This is a genomic window from Streptomyces sp. CRN 30, assembly GCF_034105845.1.
This window is the reverse complement of record NZ_JAVRHI010000175.1, coordinates 18,571-39,538: the sequence shown is the minus strand read 5'-3', so window position 1 is coordinate 39,538 and position 20,968 is coordinate 18,571. Positions and strand designations below refer to the sequence as shown.

General features: G+C 72.7%; 21 protein-coding genes. 7 read left to right on the top strand and 14 right to left on the bottom strand.

The annotated features are described in order from the left end of the window. A partial coding sequence (locus UW392_RS17865) for a LysR substrate-binding domain-containing protein (protein ID WP_320776014.1) occupies nt 1–683 on the bottom strand: 683 nt, incomplete at its 3' end. 47 nt (nt 684–730) lie between these two features. On the opposite strand from UW392_RS17865, the gene UW392_RS17860 reads away from it, so the two are divergent. Continuing rightward, entirely contained in the window at nt 731–1,174 is a 444-nt protein-coding gene (locus tag UW392_RS17860; protein WP_320776013.1) for a DUF5997 family protein, read from the top strand. A gap of 412 nt (nt 1,175–1,586) precedes the next feature. After that, entirely contained in the window at nt 1,587–3,134 is a 1,548-nt protein-coding gene (locus UW392_RS17855; protein ID WP_320776012.1) for a pectate lyase, read from the top strand. A 69-nt stretch (nt 3,135–3,203) separates the two neighbouring features. On the opposite strand, the gene UW392_RS17850 is transcribed toward UW392_RS17855, so the two are convergent. The 7 genes from UW392_RS17850 to manD form a co-directional block, all read right to left on the bottom strand. After that, complete coding sequence (locus UW392_RS17850) at nt 3,204–3,548, bottom strand: hypothetical protein (protein WP_320776011.1); 345 nt, start codon at nt 3,546–3,548, stop codon at nt 3,204–3,206. 501 nt (nt 3,549–4,049) lie between these two features. Then, a complete protein-coding gene (locus UW392_RS17845; RefSeq protein ID WP_320776010.1) occupies nt 4,050–4,685 on the bottom strand; it encodes a bifunctional 4-hydroxy-2-oxoglutarate aldolase/2-dehydro-3-deoxy-phosphogluconate aldolase in 636 nt (211 codons plus the stop codon). A 52-nt stretch (nt 4,686–4,737) separates the two neighbouring features. Then, entirely contained in the window at nt 4,738–5,763 is a 1,026-nt protein-coding gene (locus UW392_RS17840; RefSeq protein WP_320776009.1) for a sugar kinase, read from the bottom strand. Between the two features lie 96 nt (nt 5,764–5,859). Continuing rightward, on the bottom strand, nt 5,860–6,912 hold the full coding sequence (locus UW392_RS17835) for an L-idonate 5-dehydrogenase (protein ID WP_320776008.1): 1,053 nt from the start codon (nt 6,910–6,912) through the stop codon (nt 5,860–5,862). Next, nucleotides 6,909–8,306 (bottom strand): MFS transporter, encoded by a 1,398-nt coding sequence (locus tag UW392_RS17830; RefSeq protein WP_320776007.1) that lies wholly within the window; start codon nt 8,304–8,306, stop codon nt 6,909–6,911. The genes UW392_RS17835 and UW392_RS17830 overlap by 4 nt, the downstream gene beginning before the upstream one ends. Before the next feature lie 57 nt (nt 8,307–8,363). Continuing rightward, complete coding sequence (locus UW392_RS17825; protein ID WP_320776006.1) at nt 8,364–9,833, bottom strand: mannitol dehydrogenase family protein; 1,470 nt, start codon at nt 9,831–9,833, stop codon at nt 8,364–8,366. Further along, nucleotides 9,830–11,038 carry a D-mannonate dehydratase ManD gene (gene manD, locus UW392_RS17820; RefSeq protein ID WP_320776005.1) on the bottom strand — a complete coding sequence of 403 codons (1,209 nt, stop codon included), beginning with the start codon at nt 11,036–11,038 and terminating at the stop codon, nt 9,830–9,832. Before manD ends, UW392_RS17825 begins: the two co-directional genes overlap by 4 nt. Nucleotides 11,039–11,177: 139 nt before the next feature. Here manD and UW392_RS17815 point away from each other — a divergent pair, with 139 nt between their 5' ends. The 4 genes from UW392_RS17815 (at nt 11,178) to UW392_RS17800 (ending at nt 13,004) form a co-directional block, all read left to right on the top strand. Next, complete coding sequence (locus tag UW392_RS17815) at nt 11,178–11,891, top strand: GntR family transcriptional regulator (protein WP_320776004.1); 714 nt, start codon at nt 11,178–11,180, stop codon at nt 11,889–11,891. A gap of 189 nt (nt 11,892–12,080) precedes the next feature. Then, nucleotides 12,081–12,251, top strand: coding sequence for a hypothetical protein (locus UW392_RS17810; protein ID WP_320776003.1), 171 nt, complete (start codon nt 12,081–12,083; stop codon nt 12,249–12,251). A 78-nt stretch (nt 12,252–12,329) separates the two neighbouring features. Beyond that, complete coding sequence (locus UW392_RS17805; RefSeq protein WP_320776002.1) at nt 12,330–12,740, top strand: VOC family protein; 411 nt, start codon at nt 12,330–12,332, stop codon at nt 12,738–12,740. A 24-nt stretch (nt 12,741–12,764) separates the two neighbouring features. After that, nucleotides 12,765–13,004 (top strand): hypothetical protein, encoded by a 240-nt coding sequence (locus UW392_RS17800; protein ID WP_414496323.1) that lies wholly within the window; start codon nt 12,765–12,767, stop codon nt 13,002–13,004. Between the two features lie 36 nt (nt 13,005–13,040). Here UW392_RS17800 and UW392_RS17795 read toward each other — a convergent pair whose 3' ends face one another. Genes UW392_RS17795 through UW392_RS17770 form a run of 6 tightly spaced genes read right to left on the bottom strand, consistent with a single transcriptional unit; the run spans nt 13,041 to nt 19,200 of the window. Further along, on the bottom strand, nt 13,041–14,663 hold the full coding sequence (locus UW392_RS17795; protein ID WP_320776001.1) for a fused response regulator/phosphatase: 1,623 nt from the start codon (nt 14,661–14,663) through the stop codon (nt 13,041–13,043). Next, on the bottom strand, nt 14,660–16,537 hold the full coding sequence (locus tag UW392_RS17790) for an ATP-binding protein (protein ID WP_320776000.1): 1,878 nt from the start codon (nt 16,535–16,537) through the stop codon (nt 14,660–14,662). The genes UW392_RS17795 and UW392_RS17790 overlap by 4 nt, the downstream gene beginning before the upstream one ends. Further along, a complete protein-coding gene (locus UW392_RS17785; protein ID WP_414496321.1) occupies nt 16,534–17,580 on the bottom strand; it encodes an ATP-binding protein in 1,047 nt (348 codons plus the stop codon). The genes UW392_RS17790 and UW392_RS17785 overlap by 4 nt, the downstream gene beginning before the upstream one ends. Beyond that, a complete protein-coding gene (locus UW392_RS17780; RefSeq protein ID WP_320775998.1) occupies nt 17,568–17,987 on the bottom strand; it encodes an anti-sigma regulatory factor in 420 nt (139 codons plus the stop codon). Before UW392_RS17780 ends, UW392_RS17785 begins: the two co-directional genes overlap by 13 nt. Beyond that, nucleotides 17,984–18,352: an STAS domain-containing protein gene (locus UW392_RS17775; protein WP_320775997.1), complete on the bottom strand. Its 369-nt coding sequence runs from the start codon at nt 18,350–18,352 to the stop codon at nt 17,984–17,986. The genes UW392_RS17780 and UW392_RS17775 overlap by 4 nt, the downstream gene beginning before the upstream one ends. After that, on the bottom strand, nt 18,349–19,200 hold the full coding sequence (locus UW392_RS17770) for an STAS domain-containing protein (RefSeq protein WP_320775996.1): 852 nt from the start codon (nt 19,198–19,200) through the stop codon (nt 18,349–18,351). Before UW392_RS17770 ends, UW392_RS17775 begins: the two co-directional genes overlap by 4 nt. 221 nt (nt 19,201–19,421) lie before the next feature. On the opposite strand from UW392_RS17770, the gene UW392_RS17765 reads away from it, so the two are divergent. Further along, a complete protein-coding gene (locus UW392_RS17765) occupies nt 19,422–20,960 on the top strand; it encodes an MFS transporter (protein ID WP_320775995.1) in 1,539 nt (512 codons plus the stop codon). Nucleotides 20,961–20,968 lie beyond the last annotated feature (8 nt).

Here is a 20,968-nt window from a genome sequence, read left to right as displayed (position 1 = left end):
CCCGTGCCACCGCCGCCGCTGCCGCCGCCGCGGCCCGTCGCGGGGCGCTCGGTCCTGGGCTGCGCGGGCTGCTGCCGGCCCCGGGAGCTGTTGACGGTGCGCCCGCGGACGATGCCGATGAAGTCCTCCACCAGGTCGGTGGTGGCGTCCTCCGGCCAGGACAGGACGACGCCCGACCGGGGGGCGTCCGTGACCGGCCGGTAGGTGAGGTCCTTGCGGTGGTGCAGCCGGGCGAGCGACTGCGGGACCACCAGCAGTCCGATGCCCGCCGCCACCAGCTCCACCGCGTCGGCCGTCGTGGCGGGGCGCTCGAGGGCGGGCCGGCCCGGCGGACGCTCCCAGTCCAGGACGTCGTCGAGGGGATGCAGCACGATGTCCTCGGCGAGGTCCTCGACGGACACCTCGTCGACCGCCGCCACGACGTGGTCCTTCGGCACCACGACGACCGTGGTCTCGTCGTAGAGCGGGATCGCGCTGAGGACCGTACGGTCGACCGGCAGCCGTACGAGACCCGCGTCGGCGCCGCCCTCCCGCAGCACGTCGACCGCTTCGGCGGCGGACACCGTGAGGAGGTGCAGGGGGACGTCGGGCAGCCGCTCGTTCCAGATCCGCACCCATTTACTGGGTGTCACTCCCGGGACGTACGCGAGCCGGAACGAAGGGGACACTTCCGAGCCTGTCACCCCGCCAGGTTACCGGGCGTGGTCGGCGGTGGTCGGCACTGGTTCACATGCTCGATACCCTGGACACCATGACGTCGCACCAGACCACCCAGACCATGAAGCCCGCGACCGCGGCGAAGAAGCTGGGTGTGTACCTCGAGGCCACCCCCGCCGAGTTCCGGGAGGGTGTCGTCTCGCGCGCGGAGCTGAACGCGCTGCAGACCGACCCGCCCCAGTGGCTGCGGGACCTGCGTCGCGACGGCCCGCACCCCCGCCCCGTCGTCGCCGCCAGGCTGGGCGTCTCCATCGCGGGCCTGGCCCGCGGCGGGGTCACCGAGCCGCTCACCACGGAGCAGATCGACGCGCTGAGGCAGGACGACCCCGAGTGGCTGCGGCGCGAGCGCGCCACCCAGGCCGAGGTGCGCAAGGAAGCGGCCCGGATCGCGGAGAAGCAGCAGCAGAAGGAAGAGAAGGCCGGGCGGGGCGAGCAGCCGGGACGGCCGCGTTCCTGAGCTTCTGGCCCTCCAGAGTGTGACGACGGCGGGAAGCCGAATGCTTCCCGCCGTTGTCGTGCTGGTTACGGCCGCGTGCGTTCCGCAGCTGCACGAACCTTGCCAGTGCGTCTGGCGCCGCCCTATTCTCGCGGGACGGAAAGCGCTTTCCCAACACGTTGGGACCGTTCCGGTGAGAGCACTCCGCGCAAGATCGGTAAGTGGCCGAGAGGCCGAATGACCTTGGATCGGCGACGGAACCGCGCTCGCGGCAACCCCGCGGCCGACGGCGGCGACCTCGGAGAAGACACAGCACGCGATCGCACCTTCGTCCCGCGCCGCCGGACGTTGTACTGACATGTCCATGACAGACCTACCGCTTCACAGAAGCAGCGCAGCAGGAGCAGCAGCGAGGACAAGAGGAGAGACGAGCATGAGACAACCAGTCACACGGCGGCTCCAGGCGGTGCTGGCCACCATGGCCCTCGCGGCCGGGGTCGGTGTGGCGCTGTCGGTGCCCCAGGAGGCAGCGGCGGCGACCGGAAGCGCCACCGGCTACGCGACCCAGAACGGCGGCACCACCGGCGGCGCGGGCGGCCAGACGGTGCGGGCCACCACGGGCACCGCGATCCACCAGGCCCTGTGCAGCCGGGCCAGCAGCAGCACCCCGATCATCATCCAGGTCGAGGGCACCATCAACCACGGCAACACCAGCAAGGTGTCCGGGAGCAGCTGCAACACGGCCGCCGGCGTGATCGAGCTGAAGCAGATCAGCAACGTCACCCTCGTCGGCGTCGGCAACGGCGCCACCTTCGACCAGCTGGGCATCCACATCCGCGAGTCCAGCAACATCATCATCCAGAACGTGACCGTCCGGAACGTCAAGAAGTCGGGCTCACCCACGTCCAACGGCGGCGACGCCATCGGCATGGAGACCGACGTCCGCAGGGTCTGGGTCGACCACGTCACCCTGGAGGCGTCCGGCGGTGAGTCGGAGGGCTACGACGGCCTCTTCGACATGAAGGACAACGTCCAGTACGTGACGCTGTCCTACAGCATCCTGCGCAACTCCGGCCGCGGCGGCCTCGTCGGCTCCAGCGAGAGCGACCGGTCCAACGGTTACATCACGTACCACCACAACAAGTACGAGAACCTCGACTCCCGGGTGCCCCTGCTGCGCGGCGGCATCGCCCACATCTACAACAACCACTACACGGGCATCAACGAGTCGGGCATCAACTCCCGTGCCGGGGGCCGCGCCAAGGTGGACAACAACTACTTCGAGGACTCCAAGGACGTCCTCGGCACCTTCTACACCAGCGAGGCCGGCTACTGGCAGGTCAGCGGCAACACCTTCGACAACGTGACCTGGTCCAGCCGCAGCGGCGACAACCAGCCCGCCGGGCCGAACCCGCAGTCGAACACCACGGTGAGCATCCCGTACCCGTACAGCCTCGACGGGGCGAGCTGCGTGCCGAACCTCGTGAGCCAGACGGCCGGCGCCAACAAGGGCCTGAAGGTGTCGGACGGCAGCTGCACCCCGCAGACCCCGGGCCCGGGTCCCACCGACCCGCCGGGACCCACGGACCCGCCCGGGCCCACCGACCCGCCCACCGGCACCAACCTGAGCATCGGGGCGGACGCCGACGGCTCCAGCAAGGCGAGCGGAACCAGCTACGGCAACGTGCGCGACGGTGACCTGGGCACCTACTGGTCGCCGAGCGGCTCCACCGGTTCCGTCTCGGTCAAGTGGAGCTCCGCCAAGACCGTCTCCAAGATCAACATTCGGGAGGCGTCGGGCGCCACGGGCACCATAGGGTCCTACCGGGTCCTCAACGCCGACACCGGCGCCGTCCTGAAGACCGGCAGCGGGGCAGGGGTCATCACCTTCTCCAGCACCTCGCTGCGCAAGGTCACCTTCGAGATCACCGGCGCGTCGGGTACGCCGAGGGTCGCCGAGTTCGAGACGTACGCCGGGTAGCGGCGCTCTCCCGTCGTCCGGCGGGCCGGCGGGCCCGGCAGCTCCGGCGCCGGGCCCGCCGGCCCCGTCTCACCTCAACGCCCGCTCCAGGACCTCCCGCCGGTCGGCGACCCACTGGTACGCCCGGCGCACCTCGGTGACCACCCCGGCGTCGCGGAGCCGGATCATCGCCGGGTGCCCCGCGTCGGCCGCGTCCTCGATGCCCCGCCGGCACCGGTCCTGCCACCACAGGATCGTGGGTACGAGAGGCCGCCGGTCCGCCAGTGCGTAGCTGTCGGCGATCAGCCGTACGCGCCGGGCGGCCTCGCCGGTGTCGGTCACCGCGGGGCCGAGGCCGAGGTACTGCCAGCAGACGTGCGCGACGTCGTGGATCCGCGCGCCGGGCGCCGCGAGGTCCCAGTCGATGAAGGCCACCGGCCGGACCTCTTGCGTCGGCCGGCCCGGCCGGCCCGGCCGACGCAAGAGGTCCGGCGGGCCCGGCCGGCCGGTAGACCGTGTTCTTGGGCGACAGGTCGTTGTGGCAGACGACCTCCTGGTCGCCGGCCGCCGGAGTGCCCGCCGTGAGGTCGTGGAACTCCCGTACCAGCCGGGCAACGCTCACCAGACTCTCGTCCGACGACACGGCGGCGGGCTGCCGCGGCTCCCAGGCGACGTGGCCCTCGAGGTAGGTGAGGACCTCACGGCCCCGCTCGTCCACGCCGAGGAACCGCGGAGCGCCGCTCCAGCCACGGGCCTCGAAGAACCTCAGCAGCTCACCGACGTACTCCGTCCTCGCGGAGGCGGGGCGGCGCACCGTGTCCCCGGCGCGGACGACGGCGTTGACGAAACCCCCGGGCAGGGACACCTCAGGCATCCCCCCACTCTGCCCGACGGCCGGAACCCCCGTCAGCCGTCCGCCCTCTCCGTCTACTCCGTCTACTCCGCGCCGCCGCGCACCGCCTCCGTGAAGGCGCGGGCGCGGCGGGTGATCTCCTCCCAGTCACCGGCGGCCACCACCTGGGGCGGTACGACCTTCGAACCGGCGCACACCGCACGGGCGCCGGCGGCGAGGAACGCGGCCGCGTTGTCCGCGGTGACGCCGCCGGAGGCGACGATCGGCAGGCCCGGGAACGGGCCGGCCAGGTCCTTGAGGTAGCCGGGGCCGAAGGCGCCGGCGGGGAAGATCTTCACGGCGTCGGCGCCGAGGTCGAGCGCCGTCCCGACCTCCGTCGGGGTGAGGGCGCCCAGGACGACCGGCACCCCGGCCGCCGACGCCACCCGTGCCACGTCCGGACGGCAGCCGGGGGTGACGAGGTACTGTGCGCCCGCCTCGATCAGTTCCTCGGCCTGTTCACCGGTCATCACGGTGCCCGCGCCGATGCCGTGCCCGTCGTCGGCCACCGCCTTGCGCAGGTGCGCGGCGAGTCCGGGGGTGGTGCGGGTGAACTCGATCCACCGTATGCCGCCGGCGCGCAGGGCCGCGCACAGGGCCACCGGGTCGGGGATCTCCGGGGCGCGGACCACCGCGATGACCTGGTCGTTCGTCAGCTGGGACAGGAAGTCGGCCGTCATGGCTGGGGGTTCTCCTTCGGAAGTCTTCAGTCTTCGTCTTCGGGGGCCGCGGTCAGCGGGCGGTCGTGGTGGCCCACGCGTCGTCGTCCAGGGACAGGACGGGGTCGGTCTCCGTACGTGGCGGCATCACGGGGACATCGTCCCTGGTGCGCAGCGCGGCACCGGCGGCGAGGTGGCCGAGGCGCAGCCGGGAGCGCTCGTCGCGGCCCTCCAGCACTCCGGCCAGGTACCCGGCCGCGAACGCGTCACCGGCGCCCACCGCCTCGACCACCTTCGTCGGCAGCGAGGGCACGGACGTCCGCTCCCCGCCCGCGTACGAGGTGGCACCGTGCTCGGCGTCCTTGACCACCACGACGGGGGCGGGGGCGAGGAGTTCCGCGATGTCGTCGGGGCGGGCGGGGCCCCACAGTTCCTCGGCCTCGTCCCGTCCGACGAACACGATGTCCGCCGCGCGGGCGAGCGCCAGCAGCGTCGGGGCGGCCTCGGTGCCGGCGGACCGCCAGAGGGCCGGGCGGTGGTTGACGTCGAAGGAGACGAGCTGCCGCTCCCCCGCTACGGAGTCCCGTCCTCCGGTGAGCAACGCCTCCAGCAGCCCCGCGCAACTCCCGGAGAGGGCCGCGGTGATGCCCGACGTGTGCACCACGCGCGCCCGACGGAGCAGGGGGTGGTCCGCCAGCTCCGGCCCCATCCCGGTCGCGGCCGAACCGCCCCGGTAGTAGTGCGTGCGGGTGCGGTCGGGGGCCGGGTCCTTGAAGTAGACGCCGGTGGGCCGCTCCGGGTCGGTCTCGACGGCGCTCACGTCCACGCCGCGCGCGGTGAGTTCGGCGAGGATGCGCCTGGCGAACGGGTCGTCGCCCAGCCGGCTCAGCCAGGCGGCGCGGTGCCCGAGTCCGGCCACCCCGCAGGCGACGTTCGACTCGGCGCCGCCGATGGCCAGGCTCAGTGCGGGCTGTTCGGCGAGCGGGCGGTCGTCGGGCGGGCTGAGGACGGCCATCGTCTCGCCCACGCACACGAGGTCGGGCGCCTGGTTCTGGTCGGCGGCGTCGTCGGCGGCGCGGGCGGGGGGCGGGACGGTCACGGGTCTCTCCTGGTGGACGTGCGGGTGTGGCGCGGTGCGGGTGAGGCGGTTCCCGCGCGCCGCACATGTCCGCGCGTCCCGCGGGATCCGCCGGTGTCACCGTCCGGCGGCGAGGCGCAGCATGACCTTGCTGCTCCCGCTCGCCGGGTCGGCGGCGACGGCGAGGGCCTCCTCGGCCCGCTCCAGGGGGAAACGGTGCGTGATCAGCGGGCTCACGTCCAGTCCGTCCCGCAGGGCGAGGAGCGCGTCATCGATCTCCTCGACGAAACGGTACGAGCCGATCCAGGTGATCTCCCGGGTCACCAGGTCGCCGAGGACGGCGGGTACGGCGCTCCCCGGCAGGTTGCCGACCTGGACGAGGGTGCCGCCGCGGGCCGTGGCCCGGAGCACCCCGCCCAGCGCGGCGGCGGCGCCGGACGCCTCGAAGACCACGTCGACGTCGTCGGGCAGCGCCTCGCCGCGGCTCAGGTCGCGGATCTCGTCGGCGCCCATGGCGCGCGCGACGGCGAGGGACGACGCCGACAGGTCGGCGGCGATCACCGTACCGGCCCCACGGTGCTTGGCGGCGGCGACGACCAGGGAGCCGATCGGGCCGCAGCCGTTGACGAGTACGGTGCGTCCCCGCAGGTCGGGCACGCGGCCGGCGGCGTGCAGGGCGACGGCCAGCGGCTCGGCCAGGGCGCCCTGTTCGGTGCCGACGCCCTCGGGCAGCGGGCGGACCTGCGCCGCGTGCACCGCCCGGTACTCGCTGAACCCGCCGTCGGTGTGCGGGTCGAAGGCCGCCGAGCCGAAGTAGCGGACGTGCGGGTAGAGGTTGGTCCGGCCGGCGATGCGCTCGGGGAGGACGCCGTCGCCGACGAGCTGCGCCGGGTGGACGGTGACCGGCTGCCCTTCGCGCAGCCCGGCCACCCCCTCCCCCAGCGCGGCGATCCGGCCGGCGACCTCGTGCCCGAGGACCAGCGGGTGGGCGAGCGAGGCGGTGCCGGAGGCGCCGTTGCGCCAGTACGCGAGGTCGGAGCCGCAGATCCCGCCCCACTCCAGGGCCAGCAGGACCTCGCCGGGCGCGGGCACCGGCCGGGCGCGTTCGTCGATGCGCAGGTCACCGGGGCCGTGCACGACGACGGCCCGCATCCTCGTGTCCGTGTTCATGCGGCGTCCTCCAGCCGGACCAGGTCGCGTCCGCGTGTCTCGGGCGCGAGGTACGCGCTGACGAAGGTGATGAGCGAGTAGACGACGAGCATCGCCGCGATGGGCCACCAGCTGCCGGTGACGGCGGTGAGCGTGGCCGCGAGTACCGGGCCGATCGCGGTGGCGAGGATGCCGCCCAGCTCCTTGGCGAGGGCGAGCTGGGTGAACCGGGTGCGGGAGCCGAAGAGTTCGGCCATCGTGACGCTCTCCAGGGAGAACAGTCCGAGGACGCCGACGTTGAGGCCGAGGACCATGCCGAGCATCACGCCCGCGGTGGAGCCCGAGGTGATGAGGAGCATCACCGGGAAGGCGAGGACGGCGGTGAGCGCGGTCAGGACCAGGTACACGGGCCGGCGCCCGAAGCGGTCGCCGATGATCCCGACCACCGGCACGGTCGCGAAGCCAAGCAGCGACCCGTACACGATGGCGTCCGTGGGGACGGACCGGTCGACGGCCAGGTTGGTGGCGAGGTAGCCGACGAGGAAGGTCTGGATCAGCCCGGAGTTGCCCGCCTGCCCGAACCGCAGTCCCAGCGCGAGGAAGAAGGCCTTGCCCTTGCGCTGCCGTATCCCGGCGGCCAGGACGTCGCCCTGGCGGTCGTCGTCGGTGGTGGCGATGGCGGTCTCGACCTCGTCCCGGTCGAGCGCGACGCCGTCCACGACGTCGGCGCGGTTCTCGAAGACCGGGCTCTCCTTGAGGCCGCGGCGCATCCAGACCGCGAAGATCATCAGGCCGAAGCTCAGCAGGAACGGCAGTCGCCAGCCCCAGGAGAGGAGCTGTTCCTCGCTGAGCACGGCGAGCAGGATCGCCCACAGGCCGGACGCGGCGAGCGTCCCGGAGTTGGTGCCGAGGGACACCAGCGAGGAGACCAGGCCGCGTCGGCGGGTGGGCGCGTACTCGGCGAGCATCACGGTCGCGCCGGCGATCTCCGCGCCGGCGCCGAAGCCCTGGGCCAAGCGCAGCACGACGAGCAGGACCGGCGCGGCGATGCCGATGGTCGCGTACGTGGGCAGGGCGCCGATGAGGGTGGTGGAGGCACCCATCAGCAGGACGGTGATGTACAGGACCTTCTTGCGGCCGATGCGGTCGCCCATCCGCCCGAAGTAGACGGCTCCGGCGAGCCGGGCGACGTAGCCGACGCCGTACGTGCCCATCGCGGCGATCAGGCCGATGGCGGGGCTGACGTCGGGGAAGAAGAGCCTGTTGAAGACGATGGCGGCGGCCAGCGAGTAGAGCTGGAAGTCCATGAACTCCATGGCCGTGCCGAGCCAGCCCGAGACGGCGGCCCGGGCCAGGTCGCGCGTCGAGCGCTGCGCAGGAGGCGTCTGCTCTGCGGCTTTGACGCTGTCCTTCATGCTGAACTCCGTTGTTCGAGTACTGAAGTGAGGCGGGTGCGGAGGGGCGCGCGGGCGTTACGGCTCGACGCGTCCGGCCCGCAGGGCGGGGAGCCGCTCCGCGACGGCGGCGGTGAGGGCGTCGTCGTCCGCGAGGTCGTTCGCGCCGAGGACGCGCAGCAGCGCGCGCACCGTCTCGGCCGGGGTGGTGCCCCGCTCCCAGCAGGCGGCGAGCGCGTCGGCCGCGGGGTCCGGCGGTGCGTCGGTCCGGCCGGTGCCCAGCGCCCAGGCGGCGAGGGACAGTTCGAGGACCGGGGTGCGGGCACCGCGGGCGCGCAGTTCGCGCAGGACGGGCAGCCAGCGCTCCGCGATCTTCAGCGACGCGTCGGAGCCGATCTGCCGCAGCCGGTGCTGCATCGCCGGGTTCGCGAACCGTACGACGAGGTCACCGGCGTACGCCGCCGGGTCGGGGCCGCCCGCGGGGAGGGTGGGGGCGACCTCCGCGCACAGCGCCCGGACGAGGGGTTCGCCCCAGTCGGCCGCCATGGTGTCGGCGATCGTGGTGAGGCCGGCGGCCGCGCCGAGCGCGGCGAGGGCCGAGTGGGAGCCGTTGAGCAGGCGCAGCTTGGTGAGCTGGTACGGCGCGACGTCGGGGACGAAGAGGGCGCCGTCGAGCTCCCAGGGCGGCCGGGGCGCGGCGAAGGAGTCCTCCAGCACCCACTGCCGGTACGGTTCGGCCGTCACCGGCAGGGCGTCGCGCACCCCGAGCGCGGCGCGCGCGGCGGCCCGGTCGGCTTCGCCGGTGGCGGGCACGATGCGGTCCACGACCGTCGCGGGGAAGGCCACCGAGACGGCCATCCGGTCCAGGACCGCCGCGCGGTCCGGCCAGGCGGAGGCGCGCACGAAGTCGTGGACGACGCGGCGCAGCGCGGTGCCGTTGTCCGCCATGTTGTCGCAGCAGACGACGCTGATCGGCGGGGCGCCCGCGCGCATCCGCGCCGCGAGGCCCGCGGCGAGGCGGCCGACGACCGTGGTGAGGGGGCCGCCGGGGTCCGCGGTGAGGTCGGCCGCGACGGGGGCGGCCGTGAGGTCCAGTCCGCCTGTCTCCGGGGAGCGGTGGTAGCCCTTCTCCGTCACGGTCAGGGTCACCACCGTGACCTCCGGGTCGGCGAGCAGTGCGTCCACGGCCCCGGCGTCGGAGCCCATGGCCAGCGCGCCGGTGAGGGCGCCCACGACGCGGGTGTGATGGCCGTCGGGGCGGCGTTCGGTGAGCGAGTAGAGGCAGTCCTGGTCGCGCAGGGTCCGTACGGTCTCGGCGGAGCGGGGCGCGACCGCGGTGATCCCCCAGGGCTCGCCGGAGCGGGCGGCGGCGTTCTCGGTGTACACGGCCTGGTGGGCGCGGTGGAAGGCGCCGAGGCCGAAGTGGACGAGGCGGGTGCGCAGCCCGGCCGGGTCGACGGCGGGCCGCTGCGCGGGCGCGAGCCCGGCGAGCGTCGTGCGGTCGAGGTGGTCGGGACGGTCGGGCGAGGGCGGGACGTGGGCGCTCACCAGTCGTGCACCGAGCCGTCGAGGCGGCGGGCGACCGGAAGGTAGCGCCGCTGGTACGGGAAGCGCTCGGCGGCCTCGTCGTCGTACTCCACGCCGAGGCCGGGCTCGTCGGAGGGGTGGAGCATGCCGTCGGCGAAGGTGACGCCCGTGCGGAACACCTCGTGGGTCTCGTCGGCGTGGACCATGTACTCCTGGATGCCGAAGTTGGGCACGGTGATGTCCAGGTGCACGGCGGCGGCCATGCTGACGGGAGAGAGGTCGGTCGCGCCGTGGGAGCCGGTGCGCACCTGGTAGAGGGCGGCGAGGTCGAAGATCCGCCGCAGGTGGGTGATGCCGCCCGCGTGGACGACGGTCGTGCGGACGTAGTCGATGAGCTGCTCGGTGATCAGCTGCTGGACGTCCCAGATGGAGTTCATCACCTCGCCGACCGCGATCGGCGTCGTGGTGTGCTGCCGGATCAGCCGGAACGCCTCCTGGTTCTCGGCCGGGGTCGGGTCCTCCATCCAGAACAGCTTGGAGCCCTCGACGCTTCTGCCGAACCGGGCCGCCTCCAGCGGGGTGAGCCGGTGGTGCACGTCGTGCAGGAGGTGGAAGCCGAAGCCGAAGCGCTCCCGGACGGCCTCCAGGTAGGTGGGCGCGAAGTTGAGGTACGCCTCGGTGTCCCAGGGCTGCTCGTCGGGGAGGTCGGTGGCGGCCGGCTCGTAGACCTTGCCCTTGCGCACCCCGTAGGTGCCGCCGATCTCGGGCACGGCGGCCTGGGCCCGTACGGCCTTGTAGCCGAGCTCCAGGTGACGCTCGACGTCGTCGAGGAGGGAGGGGACGTCGGTGCCGCTGGCGTGGGAGTAGACCATGACGCCGTCGCGGGAGCGGCCGCCGAGGAGCTGGTACACGGGCAGTCCGGCGGTCTTGCCCTTGATGTCCCACAGGGCGGTGTCGACGGCGGCGATCGCGGTCATGGTGACCGGTCCGCGCCGCCAGTACGCGCCCTTGTAGAGGTACTGCCACATGTCCTCGATGCGGTCGGCGTCGCGGCCGATCAGCAGCGGGACCACGTGGTCGCGCAGGTAGCTCGCGACCGCCAGCTCCCGGCCGTTGAGCGTGGCGTCACCGAGTCCGGTGACGCCGTCCGTCGTGGTGATGCGCAACGTGACGAACGTGCGCCCCGGGGAGGCGACGAGCACCTCGGCCCGCTCGATCCTGCTCACTGGCGGCTCTCCTTACGGTGGAACGGCTGCCGGGCCGATGGCCCCGACCACCCCGGCAGCTTGTCGTGCAGTGCTTGTATGCAAGCATCTGTCGCGCAGATGAGCAAGACCCGTCCCGGGCTCTACGTAGGATGTGCACATGGCTCAATCGAACGGGCGGCGGACGAGCCGGCGCGACATCTACCTCAAGCTGCGCCACCTGGTCCTGACCCTCGAACTCGCCCCGGGCGCCGCCCTGTCGGAGAACGAGCTCGCCGCCTCGCTGGGCGTCAGCCGTACGCCGGTGCGGGAGAGCCTGATCCTGCTGGCCCAGGAGGGCCTGGTGCAGGTCTTCCCGAAGATCGGGTCGTTCGTGTCGCGGGTGGACCCCGCGCAGGTCGCGGACGCGCAGTTCCTGCGGGAGGCGGTGGAGCTGGCCTCGCTGGACGACCTGCCCGCGCGGCTCGACCCCGAGGTCGTCGGGGAGCTGCGCGACAACCTCGACCGCCAGCAGCGGGCGGACCTCGGCCTGGAGGAGTTCTTCGCCCTGGACGAGGCCTTCCACCAGGGGCTGATGCGGCTGAGCGGCCACGGCAACGTCTGGACCACGGTCGCCGGGGCCAAGGGCCACCTGGACCGGGCCCGGCGCCTGGGCCTGCACGAGAACGTGTCACCGGCCGTGTTCGCCACCCAGCACCGGGAGATCCTCGACGCCGTCGTCGGCGGCGACGCCCCGCTCGCCCGCACCGCCATGCGCGCCCACCTGCGGGCCGTCTTCAACGACATCGAACGCATCCGCGCCCATTCACCGGAGCTCTTCGCCACCGACGCGACGACGGTCCCGGTGCGCCGCAACATCGTCGTCTGGGAATGACGGAGGTACGGGCCCGGTCATGGACCCGACCCCGGATCACGGGCCCGGTCCCCGCCGCGCTGGGGTCTTCGCGCAGCGGTGAACCCGCTGGTGGACGTACGGGCCCCCGGGCCCGACCATGGGACGGAACCAGTTCGTGAGGCCCCCGGCGTCGCGGGGGCCTCCCTCACCCGGGAGGGAACAGAACCCATGGCGGACCTCCGCGTCAGCGTCACCCTGACCTTCGACACCGACACTCCTCCCCCGGCACTGGCCATGGCCGTGGGGCAGGCGGTCACCGCCCAGGTGCCCGACCACCTCACCGGGATCGACTGGTACACCTTCGACCTGGACGACGAGACGGAGGGGGCGGGCGGATGACACCGGCCGCCGGACCGGACGGCGATCGAGCAGGAATCGAGAAGCGCGGGTCACGGAGGTGCGGCTAGCGTCGCGGTCATGGACATCACCATTCACATGAGCTTCCTCCCGCACGAGGACCCGGACGCCTCCCTGTCCTTCTACCGCGACGCCCTCGGCTTCGAGGTCCGCAACGACGTCGGGCAGGGCAGGATGCGCTGGATCACGGTCGGCCCCGCCGGCCGGCCGGACACCTCGATCCTGCTGGCGCCGCCCGCCGCCGATCCCGGCATCACCGAGGCCGAACGCCGCACCGTCGCCGAGATGATGGCCAAGGGCACCTACGGCTGGATCCTGCTGGCCACCCCGGACCTCGACGGCACCTTCGAGAAGCTGGCCGCCCACGACGCCGAGGTCGTGCAGGAGCCGACCGAGCAGCCGTACGGCATCCGCGACTGCGCCTTCCGCGACCCCGCGGGCAACCTGATCCGTATCCAGGAGACGCGCTGAACCGTCCGGGGAAGGGACCGCACCATGTGTCATCCCTCGTGGCGGCTCGCGCGCATCGAGGCGCAGCACCTGAGCGACCTCGTGCGGCTGCGCCGCGTCCGTGACCGGATCGGCCGGGAGTACGCGCGGCCGCTGGACGTCGAGGCGCTCGCCCGCGGCGTGCACATGCCCGCCGGGCACCTAGGCCGCCGGTTCCGGCTGGCGTACGGCGAGTCGCCGCACGCCTACGTGGTGAGGCTGCGCGCCGAGCGCGCGACGCCTTAGCCGCGCCGGGCGCCCGGCCGGACACGACCCGGGCTCTCAGCCCCGCTGGGCGGCGTTCAGGCGTACGGCCAGCAGGGCCACGTCGTCGCTGCCGTCCGGGAGGAGGCGGTCGAGCAGGTCCGTGCAGACCTCCTCCGGGTCGACGGACGCCTCGGCGACCACCGCGGCGAGGGAGTCCAGGGAGTGCCGCAGGTCCTCCTGGCGGCGTTCGATCAGCCCGTCCGTGACGAGGAGGACCAGCGAACCGGGCGCCACGGTGACCTCCCGGGCGGGCGGGTGCGGGAGGCCGAGCCCGAGGAGGGGGCCGTGGTCGTGCACGTAGGAGACCGTGCCGTCCGGGGCGCGCAGCAGGGGCGGGAGGTGGCCCGCGTTCGCGACGTGGAGGGTGTCCGAGCCGAACTCGATGAGGACGACGCACAGGGTGACCGTGGCGCCGGGTTCCACGCTGGTCAGCAGGTGGTCGAGGCGGGTGAGGATCACCTCGGGCCGGTGGCCCTCGACGGCGTAGGCGCGCAGCGCGTGGCGCACCTGGCCCATCACCATGGCGGCGTCGAGCGAGTGCCCGGCGACGTCGCCCACGGCCACGACCAGGCCGGCGGGCGTGCTGATCGCCTCGTAGAAGTCCCCGCCGATCTCCGCCCGCGCGCTGGCCGGCAGGTAGCGCACGGCCAGGTCCGCGCGCGCGGTCTCCGGCAGGCTCTCGGGCAGGAAGCTCCGCTGCAGGGTGAGGGCGAGGGCGTGCTCCTCGCTGTAGCTGCGCAGCGCCTCCAGCGCCAGCGCGCTCGCCTGGGTCAGCTGGGTCAGCAGCTGCTCGTCCTCCGGTGTCGCCACGGCGTCCGCGGACGTGATGATGACGACCGGCGGCCGGTCGGCCTTCGCCCGTCCGACGACGGTGCGCCGTCGGTCCGGATCCTTGAGCTCGGGCGGCAGGCACGGCAGGTGGGGGCCGGAACCCTGCTCGCTGCGCACGCCGTTGTGGTCGCCACGGTGGGTCCAGGCGGACGTGGCGTGCGTCTGGGGCTCGGCGGGCCGCGGTGAGCCGTCCGGGTCCTGCCAGGTGTGGGCGACCAGCGGGCTGCCTTGCGGGGTGGTGAGCAGCGCGGCCACCTCGCAGCGGAAGACGGCGGCCGCTCCCTCGGCCGTCACCCTGACCAGTTCCTGGGCGTCGGAGGCGCTGTACAGGGCCAGGGTGAGGCGGTTGAGCAGGCTCAGCCGGTCCGCGAGGAGCTCGGCGCGGCGGCGGGCGCGGGCGTAGCGCAGGGTCGCGGTGACCGTGGCCAGCAGTTCGTCGGGGGCGACGGGCTCGACGAGGTACGCGTCGGCGCCGCGGTAGAGCCCCTGAGCCCGGTCGCCCACGGTGATGGCGGAGGCGGAGATGTTGATGACGGGGATGGCCGCGGTGGCCGGGTCGTTCTTGATGTGCTCGCACACCTCGAAGCCGGTCATGTCGGGCAGCCGTACGTCCACGATGGCGATCTCCGGCAACGGTCCCGCACCGGCGAGCAGTTCGAGGGCGCTCGTGCCGTCCTCGGCCTCGGTGACCTCGTGGCCCGCCCGGCGCAGGGTGGTGGCCAGGACGTACCTGTTGGTGGGAGCGTCGTCCACCACCAGGATGCGGGCCGGGCTGTGATCCGTCTCGGTCGTGGTCGGGTGAGTCATCGGCGTTCCTTCGCCCTGGACGGTCTCGGAGCGGTGGTCGGGTCCTGTGGCGCGGGCGGTGCGGTCCGCCGCCGTCCCAGGGCGGCGGTGAGGTCCGCGGGGGTGAGACGGGACTTGTTCAGCACAGCACGGACGTCGGCGAGGCGCTCCAGGTCCACCTCGGCCGGTTCCAGTGCGGTCAGGACGACCACGGGGACGTGGGCCGTCGCCGGATCGGCGGCCAGCAGCTCCCGGACCTCGTACCCGCTCGTACCGGGCATGTTGAGGTCGAGGAAGACGGCGTCCGGCCTCTCCCGCCGGACGGTGTCGACGGCCCGGCCGCTGTCGGTGAGGACGGTGACGGAGGCGGCGAGTCCGTCCAGCAGCGGACCGAAGCCGGCCAGGAACGCCTCGTCGTCGTCGACGACCACGACGTGTCCCGCCGGTGGGCCCGCCGGGGGCCGCTGGCCGGTCCCCTGCGCGGCAGCCGGGTCCTCCGGCGCCGGACGGGCCAGGCGGGCCGGGATCTCGATGACCGCCCGGGTGCCGCGGCCGACCTCGCTGTCGAGCGTCAGCCGGCCGTCCAGCAGCTCCGTCAGCCTGCGGGCGTAGGGCAGTCCCAGTCCGGTGCCGGCCCGGCCCCGCTGGTGGGGGCCCCGCACCTGGTAGAACTCCTCGAAGACGCGCTCGATGTCGGCGGCCGGGATGCCGACGCCGGTGTCCTGGACGCGGAAGACGAAGCGCGTGTCGCGCCCGGGTCCTCCCGCGGGATCCGCCTCGTGCGGCTCCTCGGTGACGTCCAGGGTCACCGAACCCTCGACCGTGAACTTCAGGGCGTTGGACAGGACGTTGCGCAGGATCCGGGTCAGCATGACCTCGTCGGTGACCAGGGGGCTCTGCTGCAGGTGGTCCGGGATGCGCAGGTCCACCCCGGGCTGCGCGGTGCCCTGCAGCGTGCCGCGCAACTGGTGCAGCAGCGCCCGCAGGTCGACCTCGGTGGGGTGCGGCTCCAGCCGGCCGGACTCCGCCTTGGCCACGTCGAGCAGTTCGTCCACCAGGGCCAGGAGGGTGCTGCCCGACGCGTGCACGAGCGCGACCTGCTGGCGCTGCTCGTCGGAGAGCGGGTCCGCCCCGGAGTCCAGCAGCAGCCGGGCCAGGGCGATGACGGAGTTCACCGGTGAGCGCAGCTCGTGGCTGACGTTGGCCCAGAACCGGGTCCGGTACTCGTGGGCGAGTTCGAGCTGGCGGGTCTTGTCCTCCAGTTCCGCGTAGAGGGCGACGACACCGCTGTTGGTCTCCTCCAGCTCGCTCGCCAGTTCCGTGTACAGCGCCACGACCCCGGCGTTGGTCTCCTCCAGTTCGGCGTTCAGCCGGGTGAGCTCCTCCTGCTGGTGCTGCGACTCCTCCAGCGAGGCCAGGAGCTGGTGGTTCTGGGTGCGCAGGGCCTCGATCAGGTCGGCCGCCGTGTCGGCGCCGGCGAGCCTGCCGCGGACGTCGGCGGCCAGCCCGGCCGCGGACGCCGGTTCCGCGGGGGTGCGCTGCGCGAGGACGAGTTCGTGTCCGCCGTCGTCCGTCTCCCGCAGACTGCTGTCGTCGAGCAGGCGGGCGGCGGCGGTCAGCAGGGTCGACGGCGGCCGGCGCGCCTCGTGCCAGCCGAAGCGCACGGCCACCACGACGGTGTCCCGCTCCTCCAGACGGAGCTGCGCGGTGAGCCCCGAGGCCCCCAGGAGGTTCTCGCCGGCCTCGCTCACCACGGTGGTCAGCCGGACCAGGGGGCTGCCCGTCAGGCCCACGGCACGGCACGCGGACTGCGTGCACCGGCGCAGGGTGACCACGTCGCCCCCCTCCCGGAGGGCGATCGTGATCAGTTCGTGGACGGACGGCCCGGTGGTCACGGCTGCCTGTGCACGGCCACGACGATCCCGGCGTCGTCCCTGCGGACCGCGGCCTGGTTGAGGATCTGCGCGGCGACCACGGCGGGGTCCTGGCCGAACAGACCGGGGAAGTCCGCGGACCGCCAGCGCTCGCTGAGTCCGTCGGAGTGCATGACGAGGACGGCGCCGGGCGGGAACGCCGTGTCGAAGGTGCGCGGCCGGGGCATCTGCGCCCCGACGATGCCCGGCATGGACAGCAGCGCGCTGCGGCTGCCCCCCGACTCGACCAGCGCCGAGATGTTGCCCGCACCGCTCAGGCGGACGCGCTGGTCGGCGAGGTCGATCAGGGCGATCGCCACGGCCGCGCCCCGGGTCCCGCGCAGCCCCTGGTGGACGTCCGCCAGCACGGCCTCCGGGCTGAGGTGACGGCTGTCGCGGAACGCGCTCCTGGCCCGTTCGGCGGCCCGGGCCGCCAGCGGTCCGTGTCCGAGCCCGTCACACATCAGCAGCAGGAAGGCGTCGGTGCCGTGGCCGTTCATGGCACGCACGGACCAGGTGTCGCCGGAGACCTGCTCGCCGCTGATCGGGCGGGTCAGTCCGCCGGTCTCCACCGGGCCGGGCGGCGGGGTCCGGCCGTCCGCCCAGAAGCGCGCGTGGACCACCGTGCCCCGGCCGCGCAGGGAGTGGACGCCCCAGACGTCGGCGAGCCGCTCGATGGCACCCATGCCGATCCCCAGCGTGCCGGCCGCGGACGTACCGTCACGCAGCGCACTCTGGAGGTCGTCGATGCCGGGCCCGCTGTCCAGGGACAGGCACTCGACAGCCACGCTGTCGCGGGCGCGCACGACCCGCAGGGCGAGGGAGCCGTCGTCGGCGTGCTTGAGGAGGTTGGTCGCCATCTCCGTGACGCACAGTTCCACGCGCGCCACCCGCTCCGCGGAGAGGCCGATGCTGTGGGCCAGCTGGCCGGCCTGGCGGCGCGCGGCCGCCGCGAGTGCGACGTCCGCGCGCAGCCAGTGGACGTCACCGGCTTCGGCGACGAGGGTTCCGTTCACCGGCCCCACTTCACAATGCGGACGGTGGTGCCGTCCGCGCCGGAATCTATCTCGAACTCGTCGACGAGCCGCTTGGCCCCGCTGAGGCCGAGACCCATGCCGTTGCCCGAGGTCCAGCCGTCCGTCAGCGCCAGCTCGACGTCCGGTATGCCCGGGCCCTGGTCCGCGAACTCGACGAAGATGCCGGAGCGGCCCCCGTCGGCGACGGTCGTCGCGCGCACGACGCCGCCTCCGCCGTAGATGAGCATGTTGCGGCCGAGTTCGCTGGCCGCCGTGACGAGCTTCGTCTGGTGGACCAGGGACAGACCGCTGCGCTGGGCGAGCGTACGCACCATCTGCCGCGCGGAGACGACGTCGCTGCTGTTGGCGACCGGGACGGACTCGACCGAGGCGCCCGAGGCGCCGTAGTCCTTCATGCGCGGTCCGCGCCGAGGCGCCGGAGCAGCTTCAGCCCGCGCTCCAGGTTGAGGGCGGTACGGACCCCCTTCAGCGAGAGGCCGAGCTCGACGAGCGTCATGGCCACGGCGGGCCGCATGCCGACGACGATCGTCTCCGCGCCCAGGATGCGCGAGATGGAGGCGTTGGTGGCCAGCATGCGTCCGACGAAGGAGTCGACGATCTCCAGGGCGGAGATGTCGATGACGACACCCTTGGCGTTCGTTTCGACGATGCGGTTGGACAGGTCCTCCTGGAGGTCCATCACCATCTGGTCCTCGAGGTCCGTCTGGATGGAGACCAGGAGGATCTCGCCGATCTTGAGGACGGGTACGCGGTCACTCACAGCAGGCCGCCCCGCACGTCGTCCTTGGCGTCCTGGGCGATCTCCTGCAACGCCTGGCGCAGCGCGTCCGAGAGCGAGGCGTTGGTGGGGATGTCACCGAACTCGATGCCGAGCGCCACGATCGTCTGGGCGATCTGCGGGCGGATGCCGGAGACGATGCACTGCGCCCCCATCATGCGGGCCGCGACGACCGTCTTCAGCAGGTGCTGCGCGACCTGGGTGTCCACGGTCGGGACGCCCGTGATGTCGATGATGGCGTGCGTGGAGTTGGTGTCGACCAGGGTCTGCAGCAGCTTCTCCATGACGACCTGGGTGCGGGCCGAGTCGAGCGTGCCCACCAGCGGCACGCCGACGACGCTGTCCCACAGCTTGACCACGGGCGTGGAGAGCTCCAGGAGCTGCTCGGCCTGCGAGGAGATGATCTCCTCCCGGGTACGGATGTACGCCTCGGTGGTGAGCAGGCCGAGGTCGTCCAGCAGCCGGGCGAACTGCAGGTACGCCCGGGCGCCCTGCTCGTCGCCGGCCATGGAGGACTCCAGCACCTCCTTGAGCGCGAAGACGCTCCGAGCGGTCTCGGTGGAGGTGAAGCCCTGCCGGGCACGGTTGCGGGAGAGCTCGATCAGCAGGCTGCGCGTCTCACCGAAGTGCTCCCCGCGGCCCTCCAGCCCGCCGGAGACGATGGCCTGGAGGACGGCTTCGTAGAGCTCGCCCAGTTCGCGGCCCAGTTCGGCCAGGCTCAGCCGGCCCTGCAGATCCTCACTGACCGCCCTGGTCCACTGAGCGAGGAACTCGTCGCGTCGTGTGGTCAGCGTCTCGACCAGGAGTTGCGTGTTTACCTCAGCCGTCACGTCTTCCCCACCAAACACTTGATTGAATATGCTAGGCAGACGATACGGCAAGCGGACGGCCTTCAGCCGCGCCCTTCGGCGCGGCACGAAAAAGCCACCGCGAACGGAGTGCGCGAGCGTGCCCGTGCCGGCCTTCCCCCGCCTGGTGTGACGAAATCAATGCCCATGACTGAAATGGCGATTTCGTGGCAGGTTCAGCTGAGTAGTCAGTTGTAAGGTGCATGCGTTCCGTCCGGAGCGCCGTGCCCGGGGAAAGAGAGCCAGCCACGTCCTCCGCCGACCACGGGCTCGCGCCCGACAGCGCAGCGATCAAACGACACCGCACCCTCTTCCGTGCCGTCCGGCGCCGGCAGAACCCCAGGTTGCGCCGGTCGGACATCACGGTGACGGACGAGCGGGCGGTCAGGCGGGCGGTGAAGGCCGCCTCGCTCGGCAACGCCATGGAGTGGTTCGACTTCGGCATCTACGCATATCTCGCCGGCACCATCGGCCGGGTCTTCTTCCCGTCCGGGAGCGAGACCGCGCAGCTGCTGTCGTCCTTCGCCACCTTCGCCGTCGCCTTCCTGGTACGTCCGATCGGCGGCATGGTCTTCGGTCCGATGGGTGACAAGGTCGGCCGCAAGAAGGTCCTCGCGCTGACGATGATCCTGATGGCGGTCGCCACGTTCGCCATCGGGCTGCTGCCGACGTACGCCGCGGTCGGCTTCTGGTCGCCGCTGCTGCTGATCCTGTTCCGGCTGCTCCAGGGCTTCTCCACGGGCGGCGAGTACGGCGGCGCCTCCACGTTCATCGCCGAGTACGCGCCGGACAAGCGGCGCGGCTTCTTCGGCAGCTTCCTGGAGCTGGGCACGCTCGCCGGGTACACCGGCGCGGCCGGACTGGTGACCGCGCTCACCGCCTGGCTGGGCACGGACTCGATGGACTCCTGGGGCTGGCGCATCCCCTTCCTGGTCGCCGGTCCGCTCGGCCTCGTCGGGCTCTACCTGCGGATGAGGCTGGACGACACCCCGGCCTACCTGAAGCTGGAGGAGGGCAACGCGCGCGTCCCGGCGGCGGACGCGGTGGAGAGCACCGCCCGGGGCGACCTCGCCAGGATCTTCCGCAGCCACTGGCGGGTGCTGGTGCTGTGCATCGCCCTGGTCGGCGCGTACAACATCACCGACTACATGCTGCTGTCGTACATGCCGACGTACCTCTCCGACGAACTGGGCTACTCCGAGACCCACGGGCTGCTGATCCTGGTCGTCACCATGGTGCTGCTGATGCTGATCATCAACCAGGTGGGCCGGCTGTCCGACCGGTACGGCCGCAAGCCCCTCCTGATGACCGGCATGGCGGGCTTCCTGGTGCTCTCCGCGCCCGCGTTCCTGCTGGTGCGGCAGGGCAGCCTGGTCGCCGTCGCGGGCGGCATGCTGATGCTCGGCCTGTCCCTGGTGTGCCTGCTGGGGACGATGTCGGCGGCGCTGCCCGCGATGTTCCCCACCTCGGTCCGCTACGGCTCCCTGTCGGTCGGCTACAACCTGTCGGCGTCCCTGTTCGGCGGCACCACGCCGCTGGTCATCACCGCGCTCATCGGCGCGACCGGCTCCGCGATGATGCCCGCCTACTACGCGATGGCCGCCGCCCTGGTCGGCATCGTCGCGGTGGCCTTCATGAAGGAGACCGCGCAGCAGCCGCTGGAGGGCTCGCCGCCCTCGGTGCAGAGCAGGGAGGAGGCGGCGGCCCTGGTGGAGGCGCAGGCCCCGGCGCCGAAGTTCTGACGCCCCGG